The organism is Mesorhizobium terrae, assembly GCF_008727715.1.
GTDB classification, from domain to species: domain Bacteria; phylum Pseudomonadota; class Alphaproteobacteria; order Rhizobiales; family Rhizobiaceae; genus Mesorhizobium; species Mesorhizobium terrae.
The window spans coordinates 2,415,993-2,436,686 of sequence record NZ_CP044218.1 but is presented as its reverse complement, the minus strand read 5'-3'; the positions used below and the strand labels follow the sequence as shown (position 1 = coordinate 2,436,686).

The 20,694-nt window shown below is 61.2% G+C and carries 17 protein-coding genes; 5 read left to right on the top strand and 12 right to left on the bottom strand.

Annotation, left to right across the window (positions count from 1 at the left end):
• Positions 1–192, bottom strand: coding sequence for a NepR family anti-sigma factor (locus FZF13_RS13115; RefSeq protein ID WP_024922698.1), 192 nt, complete (start codon positions 190–192; stop codon positions 1–3).
• Positions 193–398: 206 nt separating this feature from the next.
• On the opposite strand from FZF13_RS13115, the gene FZF13_RS13110 reads away from it, so the two are divergent.
• The 4 genes from FZF13_RS13110 to FZF13_RS13095 all read left to right on the top strand — a co-directional run bounded on the left by FZF13_RS13110 (position 399) and on the right by FZF13_RS13095 (position 3,308).
• Positions 399–1,193, top strand: coding sequence for a response regulator (locus FZF13_RS13110; protein WP_024922699.1), 795 nt, complete (start codon positions 399–401; stop codon positions 1,191–1,193).
• A gap of 90 nt (positions 1,194–1,283) precedes the next feature.
• Complete coding sequence (locus tag FZF13_RS13105; RefSeq protein WP_024922700.1) at positions 1,284–1,448, top strand: DUF1328 domain-containing protein; 165 nt, start codon at positions 1,284–1,286, stop codon at positions 1,446–1,448.
• 121 nt (positions 1,449–1,569) lie between these two features.
• Positions 1,570–2,616, top strand: coding sequence for a sensor histidine kinase (locus tag FZF13_RS13100; RefSeq protein ID WP_024922701.1), 1,047 nt, complete (start codon positions 1,570–1,572; stop codon positions 2,614–2,616).
• A 443-nt stretch (positions 2,617–3,059) separates the two neighbouring features.
• Positions 3,060–3,308 (top strand): YMGG-like glycine zipper-containing protein, encoded by a 249-nt coding sequence (locus FZF13_RS13095; RefSeq protein WP_024922702.1) that lies wholly within the window; start codon positions 3,060–3,062, stop codon positions 3,306–3,308.
• A 73-nt stretch (positions 3,309–3,381) separates the two neighbouring features.
• Here FZF13_RS13095 and FZF13_RS13090 read toward each other — a convergent pair whose 3' ends face one another.
• From FZF13_RS13090 to xylF, 4 genes are all read right to left on the bottom strand, one after another.
• The gene (locus FZF13_RS13090) at positions 3,382–4,836 is read right to left on the bottom strand and encodes a CHASE domain-containing protein (RefSeq protein ID WP_342585832.1); all 1,455 of its coding nucleotides are present in this window, start codon (positions 4,834–4,836) and stop codon (positions 3,382–3,384) included.
• Between the two features lie 291 nt (positions 4,837–5,127).
• Positions 5,128–5,916 (bottom strand): ATP-binding cassette domain-containing protein, encoded by a 789-nt coding sequence (locus FZF13_RS13085; RefSeq protein ID WP_024922704.1) that lies wholly within the window; start codon positions 5,914–5,916, stop codon positions 5,128–5,130.
• Positions 5,917–5,931: 15 nt separating this feature from the next.
• Positions 5,932–7,248 carry a sugar ABC transporter permease gene (locus FZF13_RS13080; protein ID WP_024922705.1) on the bottom strand — a complete coding sequence of 439 codons (1,317 nt, stop codon included), beginning with the start codon at positions 7,246–7,248 and terminating at the stop codon, positions 5,932–5,934.
• A 136-nt stretch (positions 7,249–7,384) separates the two neighbouring features.
• A complete protein-coding gene (xylF, locus tag FZF13_RS13075; RefSeq protein WP_024922706.1) occupies positions 7,385–8,425 on the bottom strand; it encodes a D-xylose ABC transporter substrate-binding protein in 1,041 nt (346 codons plus the stop codon).
• Positions 8,426–8,767: 342 nt separating this feature from the next.
• Between xylF and FZF13_RS13070 the strand changes: the two genes are divergently transcribed.
• Positions 8,768–10,018, top strand: a complete 1,251-nt coding sequence (locus FZF13_RS13070; RefSeq protein WP_024922707.1) for an ROK family protein — start codon at positions 8,768–8,770, stop codon at positions 10,016–10,018.
• Positions 10,019–10,020: 2 nt separating this feature from the next.
• Here the strand turns inward: FZF13_RS13070 and phoB are convergent, their stop codons facing one another.
• From phoB to FZF13_RS13035, 7 genes are all read right to left on the bottom strand, one after another.
• Entirely contained in the window at positions 10,021–10,710 is a 690-nt protein-coding gene (phoB, locus tag FZF13_RS13065) for a phosphate regulon transcriptional regulator PhoB (protein ID WP_036254589.1), read from the bottom strand.
• A gap of 18 nt (positions 10,711–10,728) precedes the next feature.
• Positions 10,729–11,436 (bottom strand): phosphate signaling complex protein PhoU, encoded by a 708-nt coding sequence (phoU, locus tag FZF13_RS13060; RefSeq protein WP_024922709.1) that lies wholly within the window; start codon positions 11,434–11,436, stop codon positions 10,729–10,731.
• Positions 11,437–11,474: 38 nt separating this feature from the next.
• A complete protein-coding gene (gene pstB, locus FZF13_RS13055) occupies positions 11,475–12,299 on the bottom strand; it encodes a phosphate ABC transporter ATP-binding protein PstB (protein WP_024922710.1) in 825 nt (274 codons plus the stop codon).
• A gap of 14 nt (positions 12,300–12,313) precedes the next feature.
• On the bottom strand, positions 12,314–13,630 hold the full coding sequence (gene pstA / locus FZF13_RS13050) for a phosphate ABC transporter permease PstA (RefSeq protein ID WP_024922711.1): 1,317 nt from the start codon (positions 13,628–13,630) through the stop codon (positions 12,314–12,316).
• Positions 13,627–15,084, bottom strand: coding sequence for a phosphate ABC transporter permease subunit PstC (gene pstC / locus FZF13_RS13045; RefSeq protein WP_024922712.1), 1,458 nt, complete (start codon positions 15,082–15,084; stop codon positions 13,627–13,629). The genes pstA and pstC overlap by 4 nt, the downstream gene beginning before the upstream one ends.
• A 95-nt stretch (positions 15,085–15,179) precedes the next feature.
• Complete coding sequence (locus FZF13_RS13040; protein WP_024922713.1) at positions 15,180–16,208, bottom strand: substrate-binding domain-containing protein; 1,029 nt, start codon at positions 16,206–16,208, stop codon at positions 15,180–15,182.
• A 264-nt stretch (positions 16,209–16,472) separates the two neighbouring features.
• Positions 16,473–20,228, bottom strand: a complete 3,756-nt coding sequence (locus FZF13_RS13035) for a response regulator (RefSeq protein ID WP_036254586.1) — start codon at positions 20,226–20,228, stop codon at positions 16,473–16,475.
• Between the last annotated feature and the right edge of the window lie 466 nt (positions 20,229–20,694).

The following is a 20,694-nucleotide window of genomic DNA, read 5'->3' as shown; positions in this document are numbered from 1 at the left end:
TCAGTCCTTCTTGCGCCCTGGTTCGACTTGATCCAACTGCGCGAGCAATTGGGCGAAGCGATCCGGCACTTCGTCCGAAACGAGTTCGTCGTAATATTGCTTGAGTTTGCGGCCGATTTCCGAATTGGCGCCAAGCGGGTCGACAATGCCGACCTGGCGTTCAGGGACGCCAGTCTTTTTAGTGTCCTTCATTCGCCTTTTATCCAGTCCCCCGGGCTGTTTCCGGCCTAGTCCAGTCGACGACATCCTCCCTGTCGTCTAGCTGGCCCGTAACGTCTCCCCCATGACAATGGTTCCACCGCAGTGGAACTTTTTCATTGCAACGACGTTCGTTGGCCAAGTTATATGTTCTTCTAACCTGTACTTTATCGATACGCCATCCGAGGGAGCCATACGTCATGGGTTTATCAGCCGCCATCGCCCCGCACCTGCCTTACCTGCGCAGGTTCGCGCGGGCCGTCTCCGGCTCCCAGGAAAGCGGTGACGCCATGGTAGCGGCAATGCTGGAAGCCATCATCGCCGATACCTCCATCTTCCCCGAGGCTTCTTCGGATCGCATAGCGCTCTACAGGATTTTCGCGAAGCTGTTCACCTCTGTGGTTATCCGCGTCCCTCAAGGCGACGCGACCACCAGTTGGGAACAGCATGCCGCCGCCAATCTGGAGGCGCTTGCGCCGCTGCCACGCCAAGCCTTCTTGCTGATCGCCGTCGAAGGCTTCAGCGAGGCCGAGGGCGCTGAAATCCTCGGCGTCAGCGAGAGCCGGTTCGCCGATCTTCTGACCGAGGCCAGCAGCGAGATTTCCCGCCAGGTGGCCACCGACGTGCTGATCATCGAGGATGAACCCCTGATCGCCATGGATATCGAGGAGATGGTCGAAAGCCTCGGTCACCGGGTGGTCGGCATTGCCCGCACGCATTCCGAGGCTGTGGCGCTGTTTGCCAAAACGCACCCGAAAATGGTGCTTGCCGACATCCAGCTCGCCGACGGCAGTTCGGGTATCGACGCGGTCAACGAAATCCTGCGGACGACGTCCGTGCCGGTGATCTTCATCACCGCCTTCCCCGAACGGTTGCTGACCGGAGAGCGGCCTGAGCCCACTTTCCTCGTCACCAAGCCCTTCAACCCCGACATGGTCAAGGCTTTGATCAGCCAGGCGCTGTTCTTCGACCGTCAGGCCAGAGCTGCGGCTTGACGAAGGCGGCTCGGATCGTGTTTTTCGCGCAGGAGCGGAACAAACAATGGCGGCAGCACGTTCTGCCGTATCAATCGAAGGAGTCGGTTTATGCTATACTGGGCGCTGGTGTTCTTGGTCGTTGCGATCGTAGCCGGCGCACTTGGTTTCGGCGGCATAGCCGGGGCGTCGGCGGGTCTGGCCAAGATCTTGTTCTTCATCTTCCTGGCTTTCCTCGTCATTTCTCTGCTCGCCGGCATCTTCAAACGAGCATGACACCCCGCGGCACACAGCCTGCCGAATTTGGAAGTCGCCATAAAGCGGTTTTCGATGGAATGACCCGCTGGTCGGGCTGGCGTCTCGGTGTCGACGCTTCAGCGGAAAGACAGGGCGCCAGATGAGCCTGTCCGCCAAGGAAAAGCTGAAGACCACGGTTCCGGATCTGGCCGTTGTGTCGGATGTCGGTCAGGACGACCTGCCGCCTGGCTGCGATGCACAGATCCGGCGAGCCTTCGGTCTGGCGGTCCGGCATACCGGCATCTATGTGGCGTACCACGATCGAACCCTGAACAAGATCTGGACCCGAAACATCCTGGCGCCGCTGGCGCCGAAGAAGAAGGGCGGCGGCCTTCCACCCGCCCAGGCCGAGCGGATCGAAGCCGCGCAGCGGCACGTACTCGGAACCGGAGAATCGCAGCGCATCGAGGTCGGCCTTCCACATGAGGAGGGCGTCCGCTGGTTCGACATCTGGATCGACGCAGACCGGGACGAGAACGGCACCATCCAGGGCGTTGTCTCGACTTGGGTGGAAATCACCGAGCAGAAACGCCGCGAACAGACGTTGAAGACGTTGCTGCGTGAGGTCAGTCATCGCTCCAAGAACCTGCTCGCCATAATTCAAAGCATCGCCAGCCAGACCGGCCGCTACTCGGTCGATATCGGCGACTTCCTGACCCGCTTCCGCGGAAGGCTGCAGTCGCTTGCCTCTTCGCAGGATCTGGTGACGTCATCCAACTGGCGCGGTGCGCGGTTGCGCGAGTTGATCGAGGGCCAGATGGAGCGTTATGGCGCCGATCCGGCACGCGGCCTGAATTTCGATGGCGTCGATCCTTTCCTCAATCCCAACGCTGCTCTTCACATCGGCCTTGCCGTGCACGAATTGACGGTCAATTCGATGAGCTACGGTGCCCTGTCGCAAGCCTATGGCACTGTTGAAGTGAAAGCTGGCTTGGTGGAACCGGGCGAAGGCGCACCAGGGCTGTGGTTGCATTGGAGCGAACGGTACCCCGTCTGCAAGAAACCGCTCGATCAGAAGCGCTTCGGCTCGGTGGCGCTGGAACGCGTGGTGCCCAGCGCCCTCGATGGCATGGCCACCTTCGAAATTTCCGACGACCGTATCGAATATCAACTCGTCGTCCCGGCGGGCAATTTCGCCGCGGATTGAACGCGCACGATCGTGGTTAACGTCATATTCACCATGATTTTCGATACTTTGCCGGCGTCCTTGGGATCCGGGCAGACGCGCAACATGGGGGAATTGGTGCCGTGACCGCCGACATGCAGGGCTTGGAGCGCGCAGCTCGCCTTTCGCTGGGCAATTTCGAAGATCAGCCGAGTTCGGCGGAGAGGAAACCAATCCATCGGCACCGACTTGCGGTTGCGTTGGTTGCTTGCGGGGCGATCCTTCTGGTCCCGCTCGCCATACTGATTGCCAGTTGATATCCTGATGCCGTAGAGCGGATCAGTTCGCCAGCCGCCTCGAAAAAACCTGCCAAAAGGCGGGGCAATCGAGGGGGGCAGACAATATCCATATACCCATGCTAAACAACCGCTTGGAAGTGGATAACACGCGGCGACGCGAGGACTTCAAGCGAGAGGAGTAAATTGATGCGTAAGACTATTTTGGCTCTGGCGGGCGTGCTCGCGCTTAGCGCATGTACCACGACCGAGCAGGACGTGTCGGTGGGTACCGCCGCCGGCGCGCTGATCGGCGGCGCGGTGGGTGGCTGGAAGGGCGCGGCTATTGGCGCTGCTGTCGGCGCCGGCTCGGGTCTGCTGGTTCGCAACCTGCGCAATGGTTATTGCCAGTACCGCAATCCGGACACCGGGCGCATTTACACCCGCCGCTGCAACTGATCTGCACGGCACGAAATCGAAAGAGGCCGGCTTGCCGGCCTCTTTTGTTTTTGACACCTGTCCGCTCGCAACCTCAGTTCGAGTGCGGAATCCGGATTTTCACCTGTAACCCGTCTTCGCGAAACTCGCGCTCGATCGTGCCCCGCAACTCGCGGGTGATGTTCATGTCGATCGGCTTGGTGCCGAAGCCCGTCTTGGCCGGTGCCTCCAGATTGAGCTTGCCAGCCTCGATCCAGTTGAGCGCCAGCATTCTCTCGCGCCCTTGCCCGTCCACGGACCAATCGACCCTAAGCGCGCCGACCGAGCTGCCGGCCTCCCCATATTTCAGGGCATTGGTAGCAAGCTCGTGAAAGGTCAGGCCGAGCGCCTGGGTCGTCGTCTCATCGAGCAACACTTGCGGGCCTGAAAGCAGCCCGTCCGGCAGATCCTTGCCGAAAACCTGACCGAGCTCGATGCGCAGCAGATCGCCCAGATCGGCCTGCTGGCGGCGCGAGCGCGTCAACATATCCTGCGAGGCAGCCATCGATTGCAGCCTGGCGGAAAACGAACTCGAAAACTCCTTCAGATCGGCGGAATGCGCCGCCGTCTGACGGGCGATAGCCAGCACCCGGGCGATGGAGTTCTTGATCCGGTGCCGCATCTCCTGCAGCATCAGATCCTTCTCCATCAGGCTCTTCTCGGTGGTCTCATGCAGCCGTGTGGCCGCGTCGAAGGCACGTTCCTGGTAGCGGGCGATCATTGCGATGGTGCCCGCAAGCAGCAAGCCGAACAGCCCGAGCACCACTGGCACGAAAGGCGAGGATGGCTCGGTGAAGGCGGCAGTCGGCCGCAGCACGACGGCCCATGGCCGGCCGGCCACCTCGATCATGCGCATCGTCTTGAGACCGTAACCGTGTACGGGCGAAATTTCCGAGCGGTACAGCAGATTGCCCAGATCGATGGACTGGTCGTAGACCTCGAGATTGACCGGCAGCTGCGGCGCTTTGCCGAGCGCCACCTCAAACAGATCGCGCGCACGGAAGGCCGCGTAGAGAAACCCCTTCGTTTTCGCGACCGCATCTTGGCCGGCAGGCACGCCGTCCACTCCCAAGCGCGCAAAGATCACGAAACCCGGAACGGCCGACTTCGCCTCGCCCTTCGCATCGGGGAGCGGGTCCAGCATGCGCCGGCCACTTGCATGAAGGGCACCATCCGCCATCGCCTGTTCCATCGCGGCGCGCGACACCGAGTCAATGGCCACGTCGTAGCCGAGATAGCGCTGGCTTTCCCCATCGTGGGGCTCAATCAACGTGATCGGCGCGTGCCATTCCAGCCCGTCGGCCAACGGGAAGGCCGGGTCGATACCGTAATTGCTTCGGATTTCGTCCCTGGCGGCAGCTTCGCCGCCTGGTCTAATCAACTTGAGGTAGCCAAGGCTGAGCAGGCCCGCGAAATTTCCGTCGACATCGAGTGTCTGATAGAATTTGTCGAATTCCGCGCGCGAGACGCCACCGGTGCGAGCACTGAAAAACGCCTCGGTCGCCCGCAACAACGATGTGTGCAGGTCAAGCCGGCTTTCGATGCGTCCGACCGCATCGTCCGCCGCTGCCTCGAATTTTATCCGTGCCGCCTCGCGTGCCGCAAAATAGGCAAAGCCAGCCAGAACAAGGCTGGCCAGGGCGACGGCAACGAATGCTATCGTCGGGAAAAATTTTCTCAATTCCGCAGCTAGCCCGCAAAAGCCCCCGCGAATCTTTTAGCCCACGAAGGCCTCGTCCGAAAGCGGTATGCTTTCTTAGCCTGGTATCGATCACGTGATTGGTAAACGCGGCTGAGCGCGTCAGGCAGCTTCCCTGATTGCACCTGGGCCTGGAATGGCACCGGGCGGACATTTGCCAAGGATGATCATGCCGAGCACCTCGTCCTTGGTGACATCCTTTGTCCGTGCCGTCCCCACAACCTGGCCATTCTTCATCACGCAGACACGATCGGCGAGCTCGAACACGTCCTGGATGTCATGGCTGATCAAAAAGATGCCAAGCCCGTCGGCCTTCAACTGCTTCACCAGTTCGCCGACTTGCGCCGTCTCCTGCGGACCGAGCGCCGCGGTCGGTTCGTCCATGATCAGGATGCGCGCGTTGAACAGGATGGCGCGCGCGATTGCCACCGACTGGCGCTGGCCTCCCGACAGCTTGACGACCGGTTCCTTGAAGCGCTGGAAGCGCGGATTGAGGCGCCCCATCACCTTGCGCGCTTCCGCCTCCATGGCGACGTCGTCAAGCGTGCCGTATTTGGTCATCACCTCGCGGCCCAGGAACAGGTTGGCTGCTGCATCCACATTGTCGGCCAAAGCCAGCGTCTGGTAGATCGTCTCGATCCCATATTTCTTGGCATCGCGTGGATTGGAGATCGTCGCCTCCTCCCCATTGATGAAAATCTGGCCCGCGTCGCGCTTGTAGGCGCCGGACAGGATTTTGATGAAGGTCGACTTGCCGGCGCCATTGTGGCCGAGAAGCGCCACCACCTCGCCCGGATAGAGGTCGCAGGAAGCGCCATCCACGGCGCGGATGCCACCGAAGGCGATCGAGATGTCCTTCATCTCGACGAGAGGGGTGCTGGTCTGTTCCATGATCCTGCCTCCTTCCTAGACGCGCTTGCGATACATGGTGTCGAGCCAAACGGCGACGACCAGCACGAGGCCGACCACGATATTCTGAAGCGGCGTATCCAAACCCAAAAGCACCATGCCGGACTGCAACGACTGCATCAGCAACGCACCCAGCATCGCGCCGACCACGGTGCCCGAGCCGCCAGCCAGCGAGGTGCCACCGATCACGGCGGCCGCGATAACCAGCAGTTCGTCCAGCGTGCCAAGCGAATTGGTCGCCGCATTAAGCCTGGCCGACGAGATCGCCGCGGCGATTGCCGCCAGCACACCCATGATCATGAATACCTTCATCGTAACCCAGCGGGTGTTGATGCCGGCAAGATTGGCTGCCTCCGGATTGCCGCCGATGGCAAAGACGTAGCGACCAAACCGGGTACGGTTGGTGACGAAGGTCATGATGAGCCCGACAGCCACCGCCATCAGCACGGGAATGGCGATGCCATGCGCGATGAACAGGCCGCCTTCGGGTATCGGAATGTTATTGGCCGCAGCGTATTTGCTGACAACGCCGGCAGGCCAGGGGTAAGAATTGGCGACCTTGACCGCGCCAAGAATGGCAACGCAGGTCATCACGCCCAGGAAAATCTCGGCCCAGACAGGCCGCAAAGGAAACTTGAAGCGCTGGCGTTGCACACGGCCGTTGAGAAGCATGGCGATCACGCCCGCACAGGCCACAAGGCCGAGTATCCAGCTCCACGTCGCGCCGATCGAACCGGCCGGGCCACCGCCCATCAATTGAAAGGTCGCGTCGAGCGGCGCAACGGTGCGACCGCTGGTGATCCACCAGGCAGCACCCCGCCAAATCAACAGCCCGCCCAAGGTGACGATGAAAGCAGGCACTTCCAGATAGGCTATGATGAAGCCTTGCAGGGCACCGATAACGAGGCCAAGGACGACGCCTATGGCCAGCGCAACGACCCACAGCCACGGATTGCCAAGCTGCATGCCCATGACCCTGATCAGGAATTCGGCCTGGGCAACGCCCATGATCATGCCGACCACGCCTTCGACAGAGCCCACCGACAGATCGATGTTGCGCATGACGATAACCAACACCATGCCGGTCGCCATGATGGCGACCGACGACGTCTGTACCGAGAGGTTCCACAGATTACGCGGCGTGAGGAACAGACCGCCCGACAGAAGGTGTAGCCCGACCCAGATGACAAGCAGCGCCGCCACCATGCCAAGCATGCGAGTGTCGAGTTCGGTTGCCTTGAGAAAACGCCCAACGGCCGTCAATTCGGCTGCACGGGCGCGATCGACCGGCGCATTCGAGGTCGTATCGGTCATGATATCCTCCCATCCATGCGCCGAGCGGCGGCGATGGAGCGTCAAGTCGCGAAACCGGTCTTCTCGGCTTTGAAACGGAGTTTTTGAGAAAACCGCGGCTCGAGAGCCGCGGTTTCAACCCAAGCGAAGCTCAGCTTCAGTTACAGGCCTTCACCGAGCCTGCCTTGGCGCCCTGGCAGACAACGTCCTTGGAAACCCAGCCGGCGTCAATGACGACGTTGAGATTGTCCTTGGTGATGGCCACCGGCGTCAGGAACAGCGACTTGACGGTATTGCCCGCCGGGGTCGTGAAGTCCTTGGCTCCGGCGATGTCGCCCATCTTCTTGCCGTCGGCGAGTTGCGAGGCGATCTCGGCGGCGTTCTTGCCGAGTTCGCGAGCGTCCTTCCACACGGAAACGGTCTGCGTGCCAAGCGCGATGCGGTTCAAGGCGGCGTGGTCGCCATCCTGGCCGGAAACCGGCACCGAGCCGGCGAGGCCCTGAGCGGCAAGCGCGGCAACGGCACCGCCGGCAGTGCCGTCATTGGCGGCCACGACGGCATCGACCTTGTTGTCGTTGGCGGTCAGAAACTGCTCCATGTTCTTCTGCGCATTGGCGGGCAGCCAACCGTCCGTATAGGCTTCGCCAACGTTCTTGATCTTGCCGGCATCGATCGCAGCCTTCAGCACTTCCATCGAACCCGCGAACAGGAAGTCGGCGTTCGGGTCGGCACTGGAGCCCTTGATGAAGACGTAATGGCCTTCCGGCTTGACGGCGAACACCGCCTTGGCCTGCAAGCGCCCAACTTCCTTGTTGTCGAAGGTCAGGTAGAAGGCGTCCTTATTTTCGATCAATCGGTCGTATCCAACGACGGGAATTCCCTCGTCGACCGCCTTCTGCACCGCCGGGCCAATAGCGGATGCGTCCTGCGCCAGGATGATAAGGGCGTTGGCACCCTGGCCGATCAGGCTTTCCACGTCGGTGAGCTGCTTGCCAGGGTTCGATTGCGCATCGGCAGAGATATATTTGTCGCCGGCTGCCTCGATCGCCTTCTTCATTGCCGCTTCGTCGGTCTTCCAGCGCTCTTCCTGGAAATTGGACCAGGACACGCCGATAACCTTGCCCTTCGCCTCGGCGACGGCCGTAAGCGCGAACGTCATGGCGACACCCGCCAGAATGGCGGTTGTGAACTTTTTCATGGTTTCCTCCCTGCGCCCAATGGCGCGCTGGTATGCGTTGCCCTTGGAGAAGCTTTTTTTCGAGCTTCGAAAAAATAATTGCAGCGGCAGGCTCTTCTGTCAACCGGTTTCAACAATCCAGTTTTATTTATTTCGTGCCTCGAAATAATAGTGACGCGGGAACGGGCTTCTGCCACTATCTGTGGAGGAGGTTGGTGGCAGGACACCAAAATCGAAACGGATTTTGCATTCGCCTGCGCTGCGACCTATGGACAGAATGCACGCTTCCCGATGCCTTGCGGGACTTGTGCGCAAACAGCCTCGAATTCACGAAGGGCTGGCGGAGGAAGGAACGGCAAGGACATGACCGTCGGAATCCGGCACGATGACTTGCGCCGCAGGAACCGCGCGATGGTGATCTCCGCCGTGCGCCGCTCCAAACAGCCTTCACGCACCGAAATCACCACGATAACCGGTCTCAGCCACTCGACCATTTCCGCAATCTCTTCCGACTTGATCGCCGAGGGCGTCCTGATGGAAGGACGCAGTGAATCGACCGCCGCGAAACGTGGCCGCCCGCAGGTCGGGCTGGAACTTGCCGCGGACGCTGCGGCGGTGATCACGGTGATCCTATCGCTCAACCTCTTGACCGCGACGGTCACCGACTATGCCGGGCGCGTTTTGGCCCAGGATGCCCGCAGGCTGGACACCCTGACCCTGCCGCGGGAAGCCCTGATCGAGGAATGTGTCACGATCGTGCGGCAGCGCCTCGAAGACGAAACCACGATTGGGCGACGCGTGCTGCGTATTGCCTTCGCTGTCCAGGGCACTGCCGATTCCCATGCGCGTGCCATGCTTTGGACGCCAATAACGCCTCACGGCAATATTCCGTTCGCAGATATCCTCGAAGAGGCGTTCGGCATTCCTGTCATCGTCGAGAACGACTGCAACATGATGGCCGTTGCGTTGCGCTGGCGCGGTACCGACCGTTATCGTGACGACTTCATCGCCGTCCTGCTCTCGCACGGTATCGGCATGGGTATCGTGCTCAACGGCGAATTGTTCATCGGCACACATTCGTCCGGCGGCGAGTTCGGCCACATGATCCATCGCCCGAAAGGCGCGCTGTGCCGCTGCGGCCGGCACGGCTGCGTCGAGGCCTATGCCGGTAACTATGCGATCTGGCGAAGCGCCAATGGCATCGACGAAAACGCGGAACCGGCTGCCGACATCCCTGATAACGAGATGCAGGCGCTAGCTGATAAGGCACGCATGACAGCAGGCCCCGAACGCGACGCCTATCGATGCGCCGGTGAGGCGCTGGGCTACGGTCTGGGGTCCCTGTTTGCCGTCATCGACCCCGCCCCGGTGACGTTCGTCGGTATCGGCGCGACGGCCTTCGACCTGATCGAGCCGGCACTGCGGGAAGCGATTGCCCAGACCGCCGGCGGCCAGCATTCCGCTTCGATTTCCTTCGACACGGAGCCGAACGAGCAAATGCTGATCCGGGAAGGGTGCGCCATGCGCGCACTGACCTTCATCGACCAGGAAATCTTCGCACTGGGCGGTCCGATGGCAACCATGCCCCCGCCGCCACAAGGCGGCGAAGGCTAGGCTCAGTCCTCGCGGATAGCGTAACCGGATCCGCGGATGGTGCGGATGACATCCGGCATGCGACCGTTGTTGACCGCCTTGCGCAGCCGCCCGACATGCACATCCACCGTGCGTTCGTCGATGTAGATGGTCTCGCCCCACACATTGTCGAGCAACTGGCTGCGCGAGAAAACGCGACCGGGATGGCGCATCATGAATTCCAGCAGGCGGAATTCCGTCGGCCCGAGCCGGATTTCACTCTTCTTGCGGTAAACCCGGTGCGACTCGCGGTCGAGCACGATGTCGCCCACCTTGAGCACCGAGGATAGCACCTCAGGCTTGGCCCGGCGCAGCAACGCCTTCACCCGCGCCATGAACTCCGGCATCGAGAACGGCTTGACCAGATAATCGTCCGCTCCCGTGGAAAGCCCACGCACACGGTCGCTTTCCTCGCCTCGCGCCGTCAGCATGATGATCGGCAGACGTTCGGTTTCGGGGCGCATCCTGAGCCGACGACACAATTCGATACCGGATACGGCCGGAACCATCCAATCGAGCACCAGAAGATCTGGAACATTCTCTTGGAGCCGGATTTCCGCCTCGTCGCCTCTCGCCACCACCTCGACCTGGTAGCCCTCGGATTCCAGATTGTAGCGGAGGAGAACGCCCAACGGCTCCTCGTCCTCCACCACCATGACACGCGGCGCGATCATCTTGCCGTCGTCCTTTTGCTACGCGGCCGGGACGGCTGCGGCCGTCTCGTCGAACTTCGGCCGATTGGGCGGCAACTGCTCGCCCGTCAGCACGTAGTAGGCATTTTCGGCGATATTGGTGACGTGATCGCCGATGCGTTCCAGATTCTTGGCGCAGAACAGCAAATGCGTACACGGCGTGATGTTGCGCGGATCTTCCATCATGTAGGTCAGCAATTCGCGGAAGACGGAAGTGTATTTTACGTCGATCCGTTCATCGTCGGCCCTCAGCTGAGCAAGCCCCTGCGGATCAGCCGCCGCATATTTCTCGATCACCCCGTCGACCTGGACGAGTACGAGCTGCGCCATGGCATCGATGGAATGCGAAAATTCGCGCGGCGTCCCGCTCTGCCCGACCGCGCCAACCCGCTTGGCGATGTTCTTGGCAAGGTCGCCGATGCGTTCGAAATCGCCCGCCATGCGGATGGCGCCGATGACGGCACGAAGGTCCTGCGCCATCGGCTGCCGCTTGGCGATCAGCGTGATCGCACGGTTGTCCAGTTCGCGTTGGCGCGCATCCATGATGGCATCGTCGGACACGACGCGCTGCGCCAATCCATTGTCCGATTTCAGCAACGCCTTGGTCGAGCTCTCGACCATCGATCCCGCAAGGTCGCCCATATCGCGGACAAGCTTGCTGATCTGTCCGAGTTCCTCATCGAACGACGCGACGGTATGTTCACCCATGATCCTGTCCTCGCTTGTCGTCTGCCGCGCTCGTCGGCTCAGCCGAAACGGCCGGTGATGTAATCCTGCGTGCGCTTGTCGTCAGGGTTGGTGAACATCTTGTCGGTAGCCCCCTCCTCGACCAGATAGCCGAGATGGAACATGGCGGTGCGTTGCGACACGCGTGCCGCCTGCTGCATCGAGTGCGTAACGATGACGATCGTGTAGTTCTGCCGCAGTTCGTCGATCAATTCCTCGACCTTGGCGGTTGCGATCGGATCGAGAGCCGAGCAGGGCTCATCCATCAGAATGACTTCCGGCGACACGGCAATTGCACGCGCGATGCACAGGCGCTGCTGCTGACCGCCGGAAAGGCCCGTACCCGGTTCGTGCAGGCGGTCCTTCACCTCATTCCAGATCGCCGCCTTTTGCAGACTGGACTCAACAATCCGATCCATGTCGGCCTTGCTCTTGGCAAGCCCATGGATGCGCGGACCATAGGCGACATTCTCGTAGATCGACTTCGGGAACGGATTGGGCTTCTGGAACACCATGCCGACGCGGGCGCGAAGTTCGACTACGTCGATCTTGGGATCGTAGATGTCTTCCTGGTCCAGCGTGATCTTGCCGCCAACCTTGGCGGAATCGATCGTGTCGTTCATGCGGTTGAGGCAGCGCAGGAAGGTCGACTTGCCGCAACCGGACGGGCCGATGAGCGCCGTCACCTGGTTCTGGCGGATGTCCAGATTGACGTCGAACAGCGCTTGCTTCTCGCCATAGTGCACGGTGACCTTGTCACCACGCATCTTGATCATCTCATTGGTCTGGGCGCTCATCTGGCTGCTCACTGCCTGTTCGAGGGTCTTTTCCGTCATGATATTCATATCAGGCTCCCTTTCTACCAGCGCCGTTCGAAGCGACGCCGGAGCACGATCGCGGTGATGTTCATGGCCATCAAGAAGACCAGAAGGATGATGATGGCGCCCGACATGCGTTCCACGAAGGCGCGCTCGGCCTCATTGGCCCACATATAGATCTGCACCGGCAGCGCCGTCGCCGGATCGAATGGCGTCGTCGGATAATCGGCCACGAAAGCCACCATGCCGATCAGCAGCAGCGGAGCCGTCTCACCCAGCGCGCGTGCCAGGCCGATGATGGTACCGGTGAGGATGCCCGGCGCAGCCAAAGGCAGGACGTGCTGGAAAACCATCTGCATCTTCGAGGCGCCAAGACCGAGAGCAGCCGAGCGGATTGAGGGCGGCACGGCAGCGAGAGCAGCGCGCGTGGCGATGATGATGGTAGGCAACGTCATTAGCGTCAGCACCAGGCCACCGACGAAGGCGGCAGAACGCGGCATGCCGAGGAAATTGACGAAGACAGCGAGGCCTAGAAGGCCGAAAACGATCGACGGCACCGCGGCCAGATTATTGATGTTCACCTCGATCAGATCGGTGAAACGGCCCTTCTTGGCGAATTCTTCGAGGTAGATCGAAGCGGCGACGCCAATGGGCAGCGCAAGCAGCAACACGATCACCATCATGTAGAACGAACCGATGATCGCGACACCGAGACCCGACGTTTCCGGACGGCTGGAGGCGCCGAAGGTAAACAGACCGGTGTTGAAATGCTCGGCCATTGCGCCTTCGGCCTTGAGCTTGTTCATCCATTCGACCTGCTGGTCGGAAACCTTGCGGCGATCTTCCGGAACGCTCAAATCGATCTGGCCTTTGAAAGCCGAGTCGAGGTTGGCGGCGGCAAGGATCTCGACGTTGCGCGTCGTGCCGATCACCGCCGGATCGGAAACGGCGACGTTTCGCAGCTGAACGCGAGCGCCTTCCGACAGAAAGCCTTTCAGCTTCGCCGCCATCGGCTTGTTCTTCGGATCAATGCCGAGCTTCTCCATCAGGGCGCGTTGCGCCAAGACCGGATAATTGGCCGTGACCAGCACGTCTGGATCCGATGCCCGTTTGTTGTCGGGGTCGATGACCTTCTCGTCGAAGGTAATCGGCAGGGTGATCGTCGTTTGCCAGAACGAGGTGTAGCCCTTGCCCACGATCGAAACCAGCATGACCGCCAGGAAGGCCAGGCCGACGAGGATCGCCAACACACCGTAGAGGCGGAAGCGGCGCTCAGCGGCATAACGTTTCTTGAGGCCGATGTCGCGACGTGCCTGGGGAACCGAGGCGGCGACCGTATCCAAGGTGACGTCGGTCATTCGTACTGCTCCCGGTATTTGCGGACGATGTAAAGGGCGACGATGTTCATCACCAGCGTCAGCGCGAACAGCGTGATGCCGAGCGCGAAGGCAACCAGCGTCTGCGGTGAATTGAATTCGAGGTCACCGGTCAACTGGTTGACGATCTTGACCGTGATGGTGGTCATCGCCTCGAACGGATTGAGCGTCAGATTGGCGGCCACACCGGCGGCAAGCACGACGATCATGGTTTCGCCGATGGCGCGCGAGGCGGTGAGCAGGATTGCGCCGACGATGCCCGGCAGCGCCGCCGGCAGGATGACCCGCTTGATCGTTTCCGAGCGCGTCGCGCCAAGACCCAGCGAGCCGTCGCGCATGGCACGCGGCACCGCCGTGATGATGTCGTCGGAGAGCGAAGACACAACCGGGATCAGCATGACACCCATGACGAGGCCGGCGGTCAGGATCGATTGCGCCTGGATAAAGGACGTACCGCCGGCGAGAGCGGCGCTCAAATCACGCAGGAATGGTCCGAGCGTGACGAGCGCGAAGATGCCGTAGACGATGGTCGGGATGCCGGCCAGCAACTCGAGCGACGGCTTGACCGCGGCGCGCACACGCGGCGAAGCGTATTCGGCCATGTAGACAGCCGACATAAGACCGATCGGCACCGCCACCAGCAACGCGACGAAAGCAATATAGAGCGTACCAGCCAACAGCGGGATCAGGCCAAATTGCCCCTCGGAGCCAACAGCACCGGCGGCGGCGAAGCGTGGATCCCACACCGTGCCAAAGAAGAAATTCGAAAGCGGAACCCGATGGAAGAAATTCAGCGTCTGGAACAGCATCGACAGCACGATGCCGATCGTGGTCAGGATGGCGATGGTGGACGCGCCGAGCAGACCCCAAAGCATCAGCCGCTCGACATTGTTGCGGGCTCGAGCCCGCGGCATGACCTGCGAGATCCCATAGGCGGCACCCGCGAGCGACAGCGCAACGGTGGCAACGGCGCCAACCAGTCCCAGCGTATCCTGGACCTTGTTGGCCGCGGCCGCGATCGAGATCATGTAGTCTTGCGTATCGGTGGCCAGGGCAACGCCCTTAGCGGCAAGCGAAGGTCGCAGTTCGGCGAAAGTCGCCGGCAGCGATGCGACCTGTTGCGGGTCCAGCTTGCGCAAGCCGTTGGCGAGGCTCTTGGTCAGGCTGACGGCCAGGGGTTCGCTGGCAACACCGGTCTGCGCCGGCATCTGCGCATGCAGATGGCTATTGAGATAGACGGACGAGCCTATAACCCAAAGCGCCAGAAACAGGGCGGCCGGCAACGTTGCGAGCAGGAATGCCCACCAGCCATGATAGTGGGCTCGCGAATGCGGCTTGACCTTGCCGTCATCCTGGGCTGCCGCTCTCTGCCTTGCGATGATGAAGGCGCCAATTCCGATCGCGACGACGATTGCCAAGACGAGCATGGATGACATGGAGCGGCCTCTGAAAGGTCACGGAAACAGCCGGACCGGGTCCGACTGCAATGACCGGGGCGCGAACTTAAGTCCACGCCCCGGCAGCAGGAAAATTACATCGTCTTTCCAGCGTCGAAGGCTTCGCGCTGGCCCTTGCGCTCGGCTTCCGGAGCCGAAACCAGACCATACTCTGCCAGCGGGCTGTCCGGGCCGATCATCTGGTCGGTCAGGAAGAAGTCGACATATTCCTTGAGGCCGGGAACGACGCCGAGATGCGCCTTCTTCACGTAGAAGAACAGCGGACGCGACACCGGATATTCACCCTTGGCGATGGTCTCGGTCGACGGCGTGATGCCGGAAACGGTGGCCACCTTCAGCTTGTCGGCGTTGTTCTCGTAGAAGGCCAGGCCGAATACGCCGACGCCGGTCTTGTTGGAGTCGATGCGGGCGAGCGTCTCGGTGTAGTCGCCGTCGATGTCGATAGCCTTGCCGTCCTTGCGGATGGCGATGCAGGTCTTGCCGATTTCCTTTTCATCGGTCACGCCAGCAGCCTTCAGAGCTGCCTTGTCGCAACCGGCGTCGAGCAGCTTGGTCTCGAAGACTTCGCGCGTGCCGTGCTTTTCACCCGGAATGTAGGCAGCAATATCCCACGCCGGCAGCTTCGCGTTGACCTGGTTCCACTTGGTGTTCGGATTGTCGACCAGCTTGCCGTCGACGACGATCTTGGCGGCCAAGGCCTTGTAGATGTCGGCCGGAACCAGCGCCCAATCCGGACCCTTGGCGTCGGTTGCGAAGACGATGCCGTCATAGCCGATCTTCACTTCCTGGATTTCCTTCACGCCGGCGTCCTGGCACGACTTGATTTCGTCCTTCTTGATCGGACGCGAGGCATTGGCGATGTCGATGGTGTTCTCGCCGACGCCCTTGCAGAATTCCTTGATGCCGGCGCCCGAACCGCCGGACTCGACCACAGGGGTCTTGAACTTGTTGAAGGTTTCGCCGAACTGCTCGGCAACGATCTTGGCATACGGCAGAACGGTCGACGAACCGGCGACCTGAACCTGGTCGCGCGCGGCGGCGAAGCCAGCCGAAGCGGCGAGCGCGAAGGCAGCGGCCGACGCGGTGAGAAGAGCTTTTTTCATTGGGCCTGCTCCTGTTAGGAAGGTGGTCTCTAGACGCCTTTCCTGCGGCGCCGAGTGAGGCCATAGCGCCCGTTTATTACAGTCGCATGACAGTTTCATGTCACCCTAGTAACGACTGGCAACCGACCACCAAAGCACACACGAACCGTCCCCAGCGGAAAGCAGGGTTCCGCCCGCGAAATCAGCGATTTGCTTGAATTTACCGGCAGCGACAGCCGGCAAATGAAATTTCATTGGAAACACCGGCGTCAAAACGCCGGCTTCTTATCCGGCACTGCGGCGAGCCTCATATGCGCCACCGATCCACCGATCGAGCTTCTCCAGCAGCGCCTTGGGGCTGATCGGCTTCGGCAGATAGTCATCCATACCCGCTTCCAGGCACCGCTCCCTGTCGCCTTTCAGCGCATGCGCAGTGACACCGACGATAGGCACGTGCGTGCCGTTCCCGGCCTCGCGTTTGCGAATTTCGCCCGTTGCCTCCAGCCCGTTCATCTCCGGCATCGAGACATCCATCAGGATCATCCGCGGTCTCAACTCGCTGGCGGCTTCCAGAGCCTTGCGGCCGTTGCCGACGATCTCGAAGCTGTATCCCGTGTCAGCCAGGATCTGGGTAAAGACCAGTTGGTTCACCTCGTTGTCCTCGGCAACGAGGATGTCGAGGCCGCCTTCACTCTTGGTCGCCAAGGGACGAACAGGCGCGATCTGTGGCGCCGGTTCGAGGGCCACGGCAAGCGGCATGGTTGTCCGGGTTGTGAAGCGACCGGTCGCATCGACCTCACTGGGAGGCAGGGCAGCGCTGCGATGGCGCTGAATGGTCGAAACCAGCGCCTCCAGGAGGATCGAAGACCGGGCCGGCTTAATGAGATGAGCCGCGATGGCGAGGTCGCGATAGCTGGCATTGCCGAGTGTCTGGTCGACCGAGGTCAACATGATGATCGGTGTACTGGCGAGACCTTCGGTGTTGCGGATGACACGCGCCACTTCGGCCCCCGTCATGCCCGGCATCTGATAGTCAAGCACCACGCAGTCGACGGGAACGCCATAGGCCGCGGCAGCGGCCAGAACCTTCATCCCTTCCATGCCACTCGCCGCCGCGCAGGCGTCAAACGACCAGGAAGCCATCTGCTCGCTCAGGATGGATCGGTTTACCGCATTGTCGTCGACGATCAGAATCCGGGCGCCCGTCACGTCGATGGGCATCACGCGCTGCCCCTCTGTCTGCTGGGCAACGGGCAACGTCACGGTGAACCAGAAGGTCGAGCCCTTGCCCTCGGCGCTATCCACGCCGATCTCGCCGCCCATCAGCTCGACAAGACGTGAGGTGATCGCGAGCCCTAGTCCCGTTCCCTCGTGACGTCGCGTCGACGACGTGTCGACCTGGCTGAACTTCTCGAAAATCTGGGACAGTTTTTCCGGCGGAATACCGATGCCTGTGTCGGTAACCGAGATGGTCAGCTTGGTGCCGGCGGGCATCCTGTTGCCGGCGACATCCACCAGCACATGGCCTTCGTCGGTGAACTTGACCGCATTGCCGAGCAGATTCGTGACGATCTGCCGGATACGGCCGACGTCGCCGACGAACATGCCATCGAGACCGGGCTGAACGCGCACGATCAGCTCAAGGTCCTTTTCCTTTGCCCGCGTCGAAACGAGGGTTGCGACGTCTTCGATCGCCTCGGCCAAATTGAACGGAGCAGGGTCGAGCACCAACTGCCCGGCGTCGATTTTCGAGAAGTCGAGAATATCGTTGATGATGGTCAGCAACGCATTGCCCGACTTCACGATGATGTCGGTGAAGGTCTTTTGCTTGGCATCCAGATCGGACTTGGCCAGAAGCTCCGCCATGCCGAGCACGCCGTTCATCGGCGTTCGGATTTCGTGGCTCATATTGGCCAGGAATTCCGATTTGGCGCGGTCGGCCAGCACGGCCCGCTGGCGGGCCTCCTTGAGTTCAGCCTCGCGTTCCTTCAATTCGGTTATGTCGGTGGTCGAGCCGATCAGATAGAGCGAGCCGTCGGAGGCGATCATCGCGCCCTTGCGCGCGAACTGGTGCCTGGTTACGCCATCCGCCGCCGTGATCGCTTCCTCGACCTCATGGGTTTCTCCGGTGCGCAGCACCGCCAGATCGCCATCGACGAACGCCTGACCCTCCTCCCCGAAAATCTCGATATCGGTCCGGCCAATCGCATCCTTGCGCGCAACGCCGGTCAACTCGCACCATCCCTTGTTAACGTAGAACAGTTTGAGATCCGAGCGCTTGGCGTAGATGGAGACCGGCACGTTGTCGATGAGAGACCTGAACACCTCGTTTTCGCTCATCGATTCCTGGAGCGCGCGTTCCCGATCCTTCAGTTCGGTGATGTCGACGCGCACCCCGATGAAGGTGCCGTCATCGGTACGCATGTCGAAAGCCTGATACCAGAGGCCATCGGGGTTCTGCCGTTCGAAGCTCGAGCTGCGCAGGCGGCAGCGTGCCATCATGGCATCCAACCAGCGATTGCGATCAACGTCATAGAGCTCGTCGATCTCGGGATCGCCGCTAAGGCGGAAACAGCCATTGGCGTGGCCGAGTTCCAGGGAATCGCGGAAGCTGCGCCCGGTCTGCCAGGCCGGTTGCAGGACCGGGATCGAATCCAGCAGCTTCTTGTTGGCGAAAACGAAACGGTCGTCGCGATCATAGATCAGCACGCCGGTCGGCAACGATTCCAGGACACTGGCGAGATACCGCCGCGCTTCCTCGGCTTCAGCCTCCCGCTTCTTGACCTCCGAAACATCGACGTAGGAAATCAGCCGCTTGCCGCCGGAGAGTTTCGTGACCGAATAGATCATGGTGTGACCGTCGGCTCTGCGGAACTCGCGTGGCGCCACATCACCCGCCTGGATTTCGGCAACGCGCGAGGCTACATAATCCTCCCAATGCTCGTCGGCGATTTCATAGACGCCATTGTAGCGGTTGACATCCATGAGGGCGCGGAACGGACAACCGACGGAAATCTGGTCCGTCGTCACATTCCAGATGTCGTAGAAGGCTCTGTTGATGATCTCGGCATTCATCTGGGCATCGAGGATGATGACGCCCATCGTCATGGAATCGATGGTGCGCTGCAGGTCAGATTCCAGCTCCTGGCCACGCTCGCCGGCAGCCTGCGCCTCGGTACGGCTCGCTTCGAATTCCGTGACGTCCGTGCAGATCGAGATGGTACCGCCCTCGGCCCCTCGCATTTCCCGATGGATGACAATCCGTCCATCGGTAAACCGTAGCGCCGATGTCGACGAAACCGCGTCGCAGCGTCGGTTCAAGACGATGTCACGCCATGCTGCGTGGCTCATCGCCTCCGTATCCCACAGTCCCCGTTCGAGCCCCGTCTCGATCAGCTCATCAAAGCTCAAGCCCTTGCGGATGATGTCGGCAAGGCCGTGGTACATTGCCGGCAAAGCATCATTATAGAGGACCAGTCGGTCCTCCTCGTCGTAATAGCAGACGGCATCGCTCATCGCGTTGAGCGCCGCCATCATGTGATCCATGTGCGCTCCGCGCTCGCCAGCCTCGTCGGTGGCGAGACCTTTGATTTCGTCCACCGCCTCGACGAGGGCCGTGACGTTGCGGGCAACCCCACGATAGCCGCTGAAGCGGCCTTCGGCGTCGAAACGTGGAAAGCCCGACGTCGACACCCAACGGAAGCCGGGGCGGCTGTCTTTCGGCTGATAAACGAAGTCGCTGAACGGACGACGTGCCTCCAGATTTTCCAGATGCGCCGAGGCGCCACGGCTTCCTTTCTGGACCTGGTTGAGAAAATCGAAGCGGAAATGGCCGAGCACCGAGGCAGGGTCAGCGCCGGTCACCGTCCGGTAGCTTTCGGAGAGCCAGGAAAAGCGCAGCTCGGCATCGGTTTCCCAAAGCCAGCCGGAGCCAGCCTCGACAAGGTCTTGCAATGCCTGCCGGGATAGCGCGTCCGTTGCGCCATGTTCTTTTACCGCCGGCGGCTCGTCTGCCCCGACCGCTCCACCTACAATATCCATCCCCGTCAGCCCCCAAAACCAGCCCCCGGCCCCTCCCGAGACCGGCGGCCAAATCTGACAGGGAAGGCTTAACGGGCAATTAACCTTAACAAATCGGAACCGCGCCCTGCACCAAGCGCCCGTGACGATTGCCGGGTTGCGATAGGCTTCTCACGCGAGTAAGCAGGCGCGAAGATGCTTTTGATGCGACGGACACTCCTTGGGATCACGCTTTGCCTGCCGGTGGCGGCAGGGGGATGCGCACGTACGGATGACGGAACCGTGGTGATTCCGCCTTCGATGGACATGAGGCGTGCCTGGCAACGCAACGATCCTGCCGTACAAACCCCGCCCGTGGAAAGCGGCACTCAGGTCTTCCCGACCGGTCCGGAGGCGCAGCCGCTTCCATCGACGAAACCGGCAATATCGCGCAAGAAACCGCGTCGGCATGCACGTACGACCTTATCTCAGCCCGCCTCGCAGCCCG

Excerpts from the sequence above, each read along its gene's own strand:
- FZF13_RS13070 (WP_024922707.1), top strand. The coding sequence starts at position 8,768 with ATGACCGTCGGAATCCGGCACGATGACTTGCGCCGCAGGAACCGCGCG.
- FZF13_RS13115 (WP_024922698.1), bottom strand. The coding sequence starts at position 192 with ATGAAGGACACTAAAAAGACTGGCGTCCCTGAACGCCAGGTCGGCATT.
- FZF13_RS13035 (WP_036254586.1), bottom strand. The coding sequence starts at position 20,228 with ATGGATATTGTAGGTGGAGCGGTCGGGGCAGACGAGCCGCCGGCGGTA.
- FZF13_RS13085 (WP_024922704.1), bottom strand. The coding sequence starts at position 5,916 with ATGGAACAGACCAGCACCCCTCTCGTCGAGATGAAGGACATCTCGATC.
- FZF13_RS13100 (WP_024922701.1), top strand. The coding sequence starts at position 1,570 with ATGAGCCTGTCCGCCAAGGAAAAGCTGAAGACCACGGTTCCGGATCTG.
- pstA (WP_024922711.1), bottom strand. The coding sequence starts at position 13,630 with ATGACCGACGTCACCTTGGATACGGTCGCCGCCTCGGTTCCCCAGGCA.
- FZF13_RS13105 (WP_024922700.1), top strand. The coding sequence starts at position 1,284 with ATGCTATACTGGGCGCTGGTGTTCTTGGTCGTTGCGATCGTAGCCGGC.
- FZF13_RS13040 (WP_024922713.1), bottom strand. The coding sequence starts at position 16,208 with ATGAAAAAAGCTCTTCTCACCGCGTCGGCCGCTGCCTTCGCGCTCGCC.
- phoB (WP_036254589.1), bottom strand. The coding sequence starts at position 10,710 with ATGATCGCGCCGCGTGTCATGGTGGTGGAGGACGAGGAGCCGTTGGGC.
- FZF13_RS13080 (WP_024922705.1), bottom strand. The coding sequence starts at position 7,248 with ATGACCGATACGACCTCGAATGCGCCGGTCGATCGCGCCCGTGCAGCC.
- pstB (WP_024922710.1), bottom strand. The coding sequence starts at position 12,299 with ATGAATATCATGACGGAAAAGACCCTCGAACAGGCAGTGAGCAGCCAG.
- FZF13_RS13110 (WP_024922699.1), top strand. The coding sequence starts at position 399 with ATGGGTTTATCAGCCGCCATCGCCCCGCACCTGCCTTACCTGCGCAGG.
- phoU (WP_024922709.1), bottom strand. The coding sequence starts at position 11,436 with ATGGGTGAACATACCGTCGCGTCGTTCGATGAGGAACTCGGACAGATC.
- pstC (WP_024922712.1), bottom strand. The coding sequence starts at position 15,084 with ATGTCATCCATGCTCGTCTTGGCAATCGTCGTCGCGATCGGAATTGGC.
- xylF (WP_024922706.1), bottom strand. The coding sequence starts at position 8,425 with ATGAAAAAGTTCACAACCGCCATTCTGGCGGGTGTCGCCATGACGTTC.
- FZF13_RS13095 (WP_024922702.1), top strand. The coding sequence starts at position 3,060 with ATGCGTAAGACTATTTTGGCTCTGGCGGGCGTGCTCGCGCTTAGCGCA.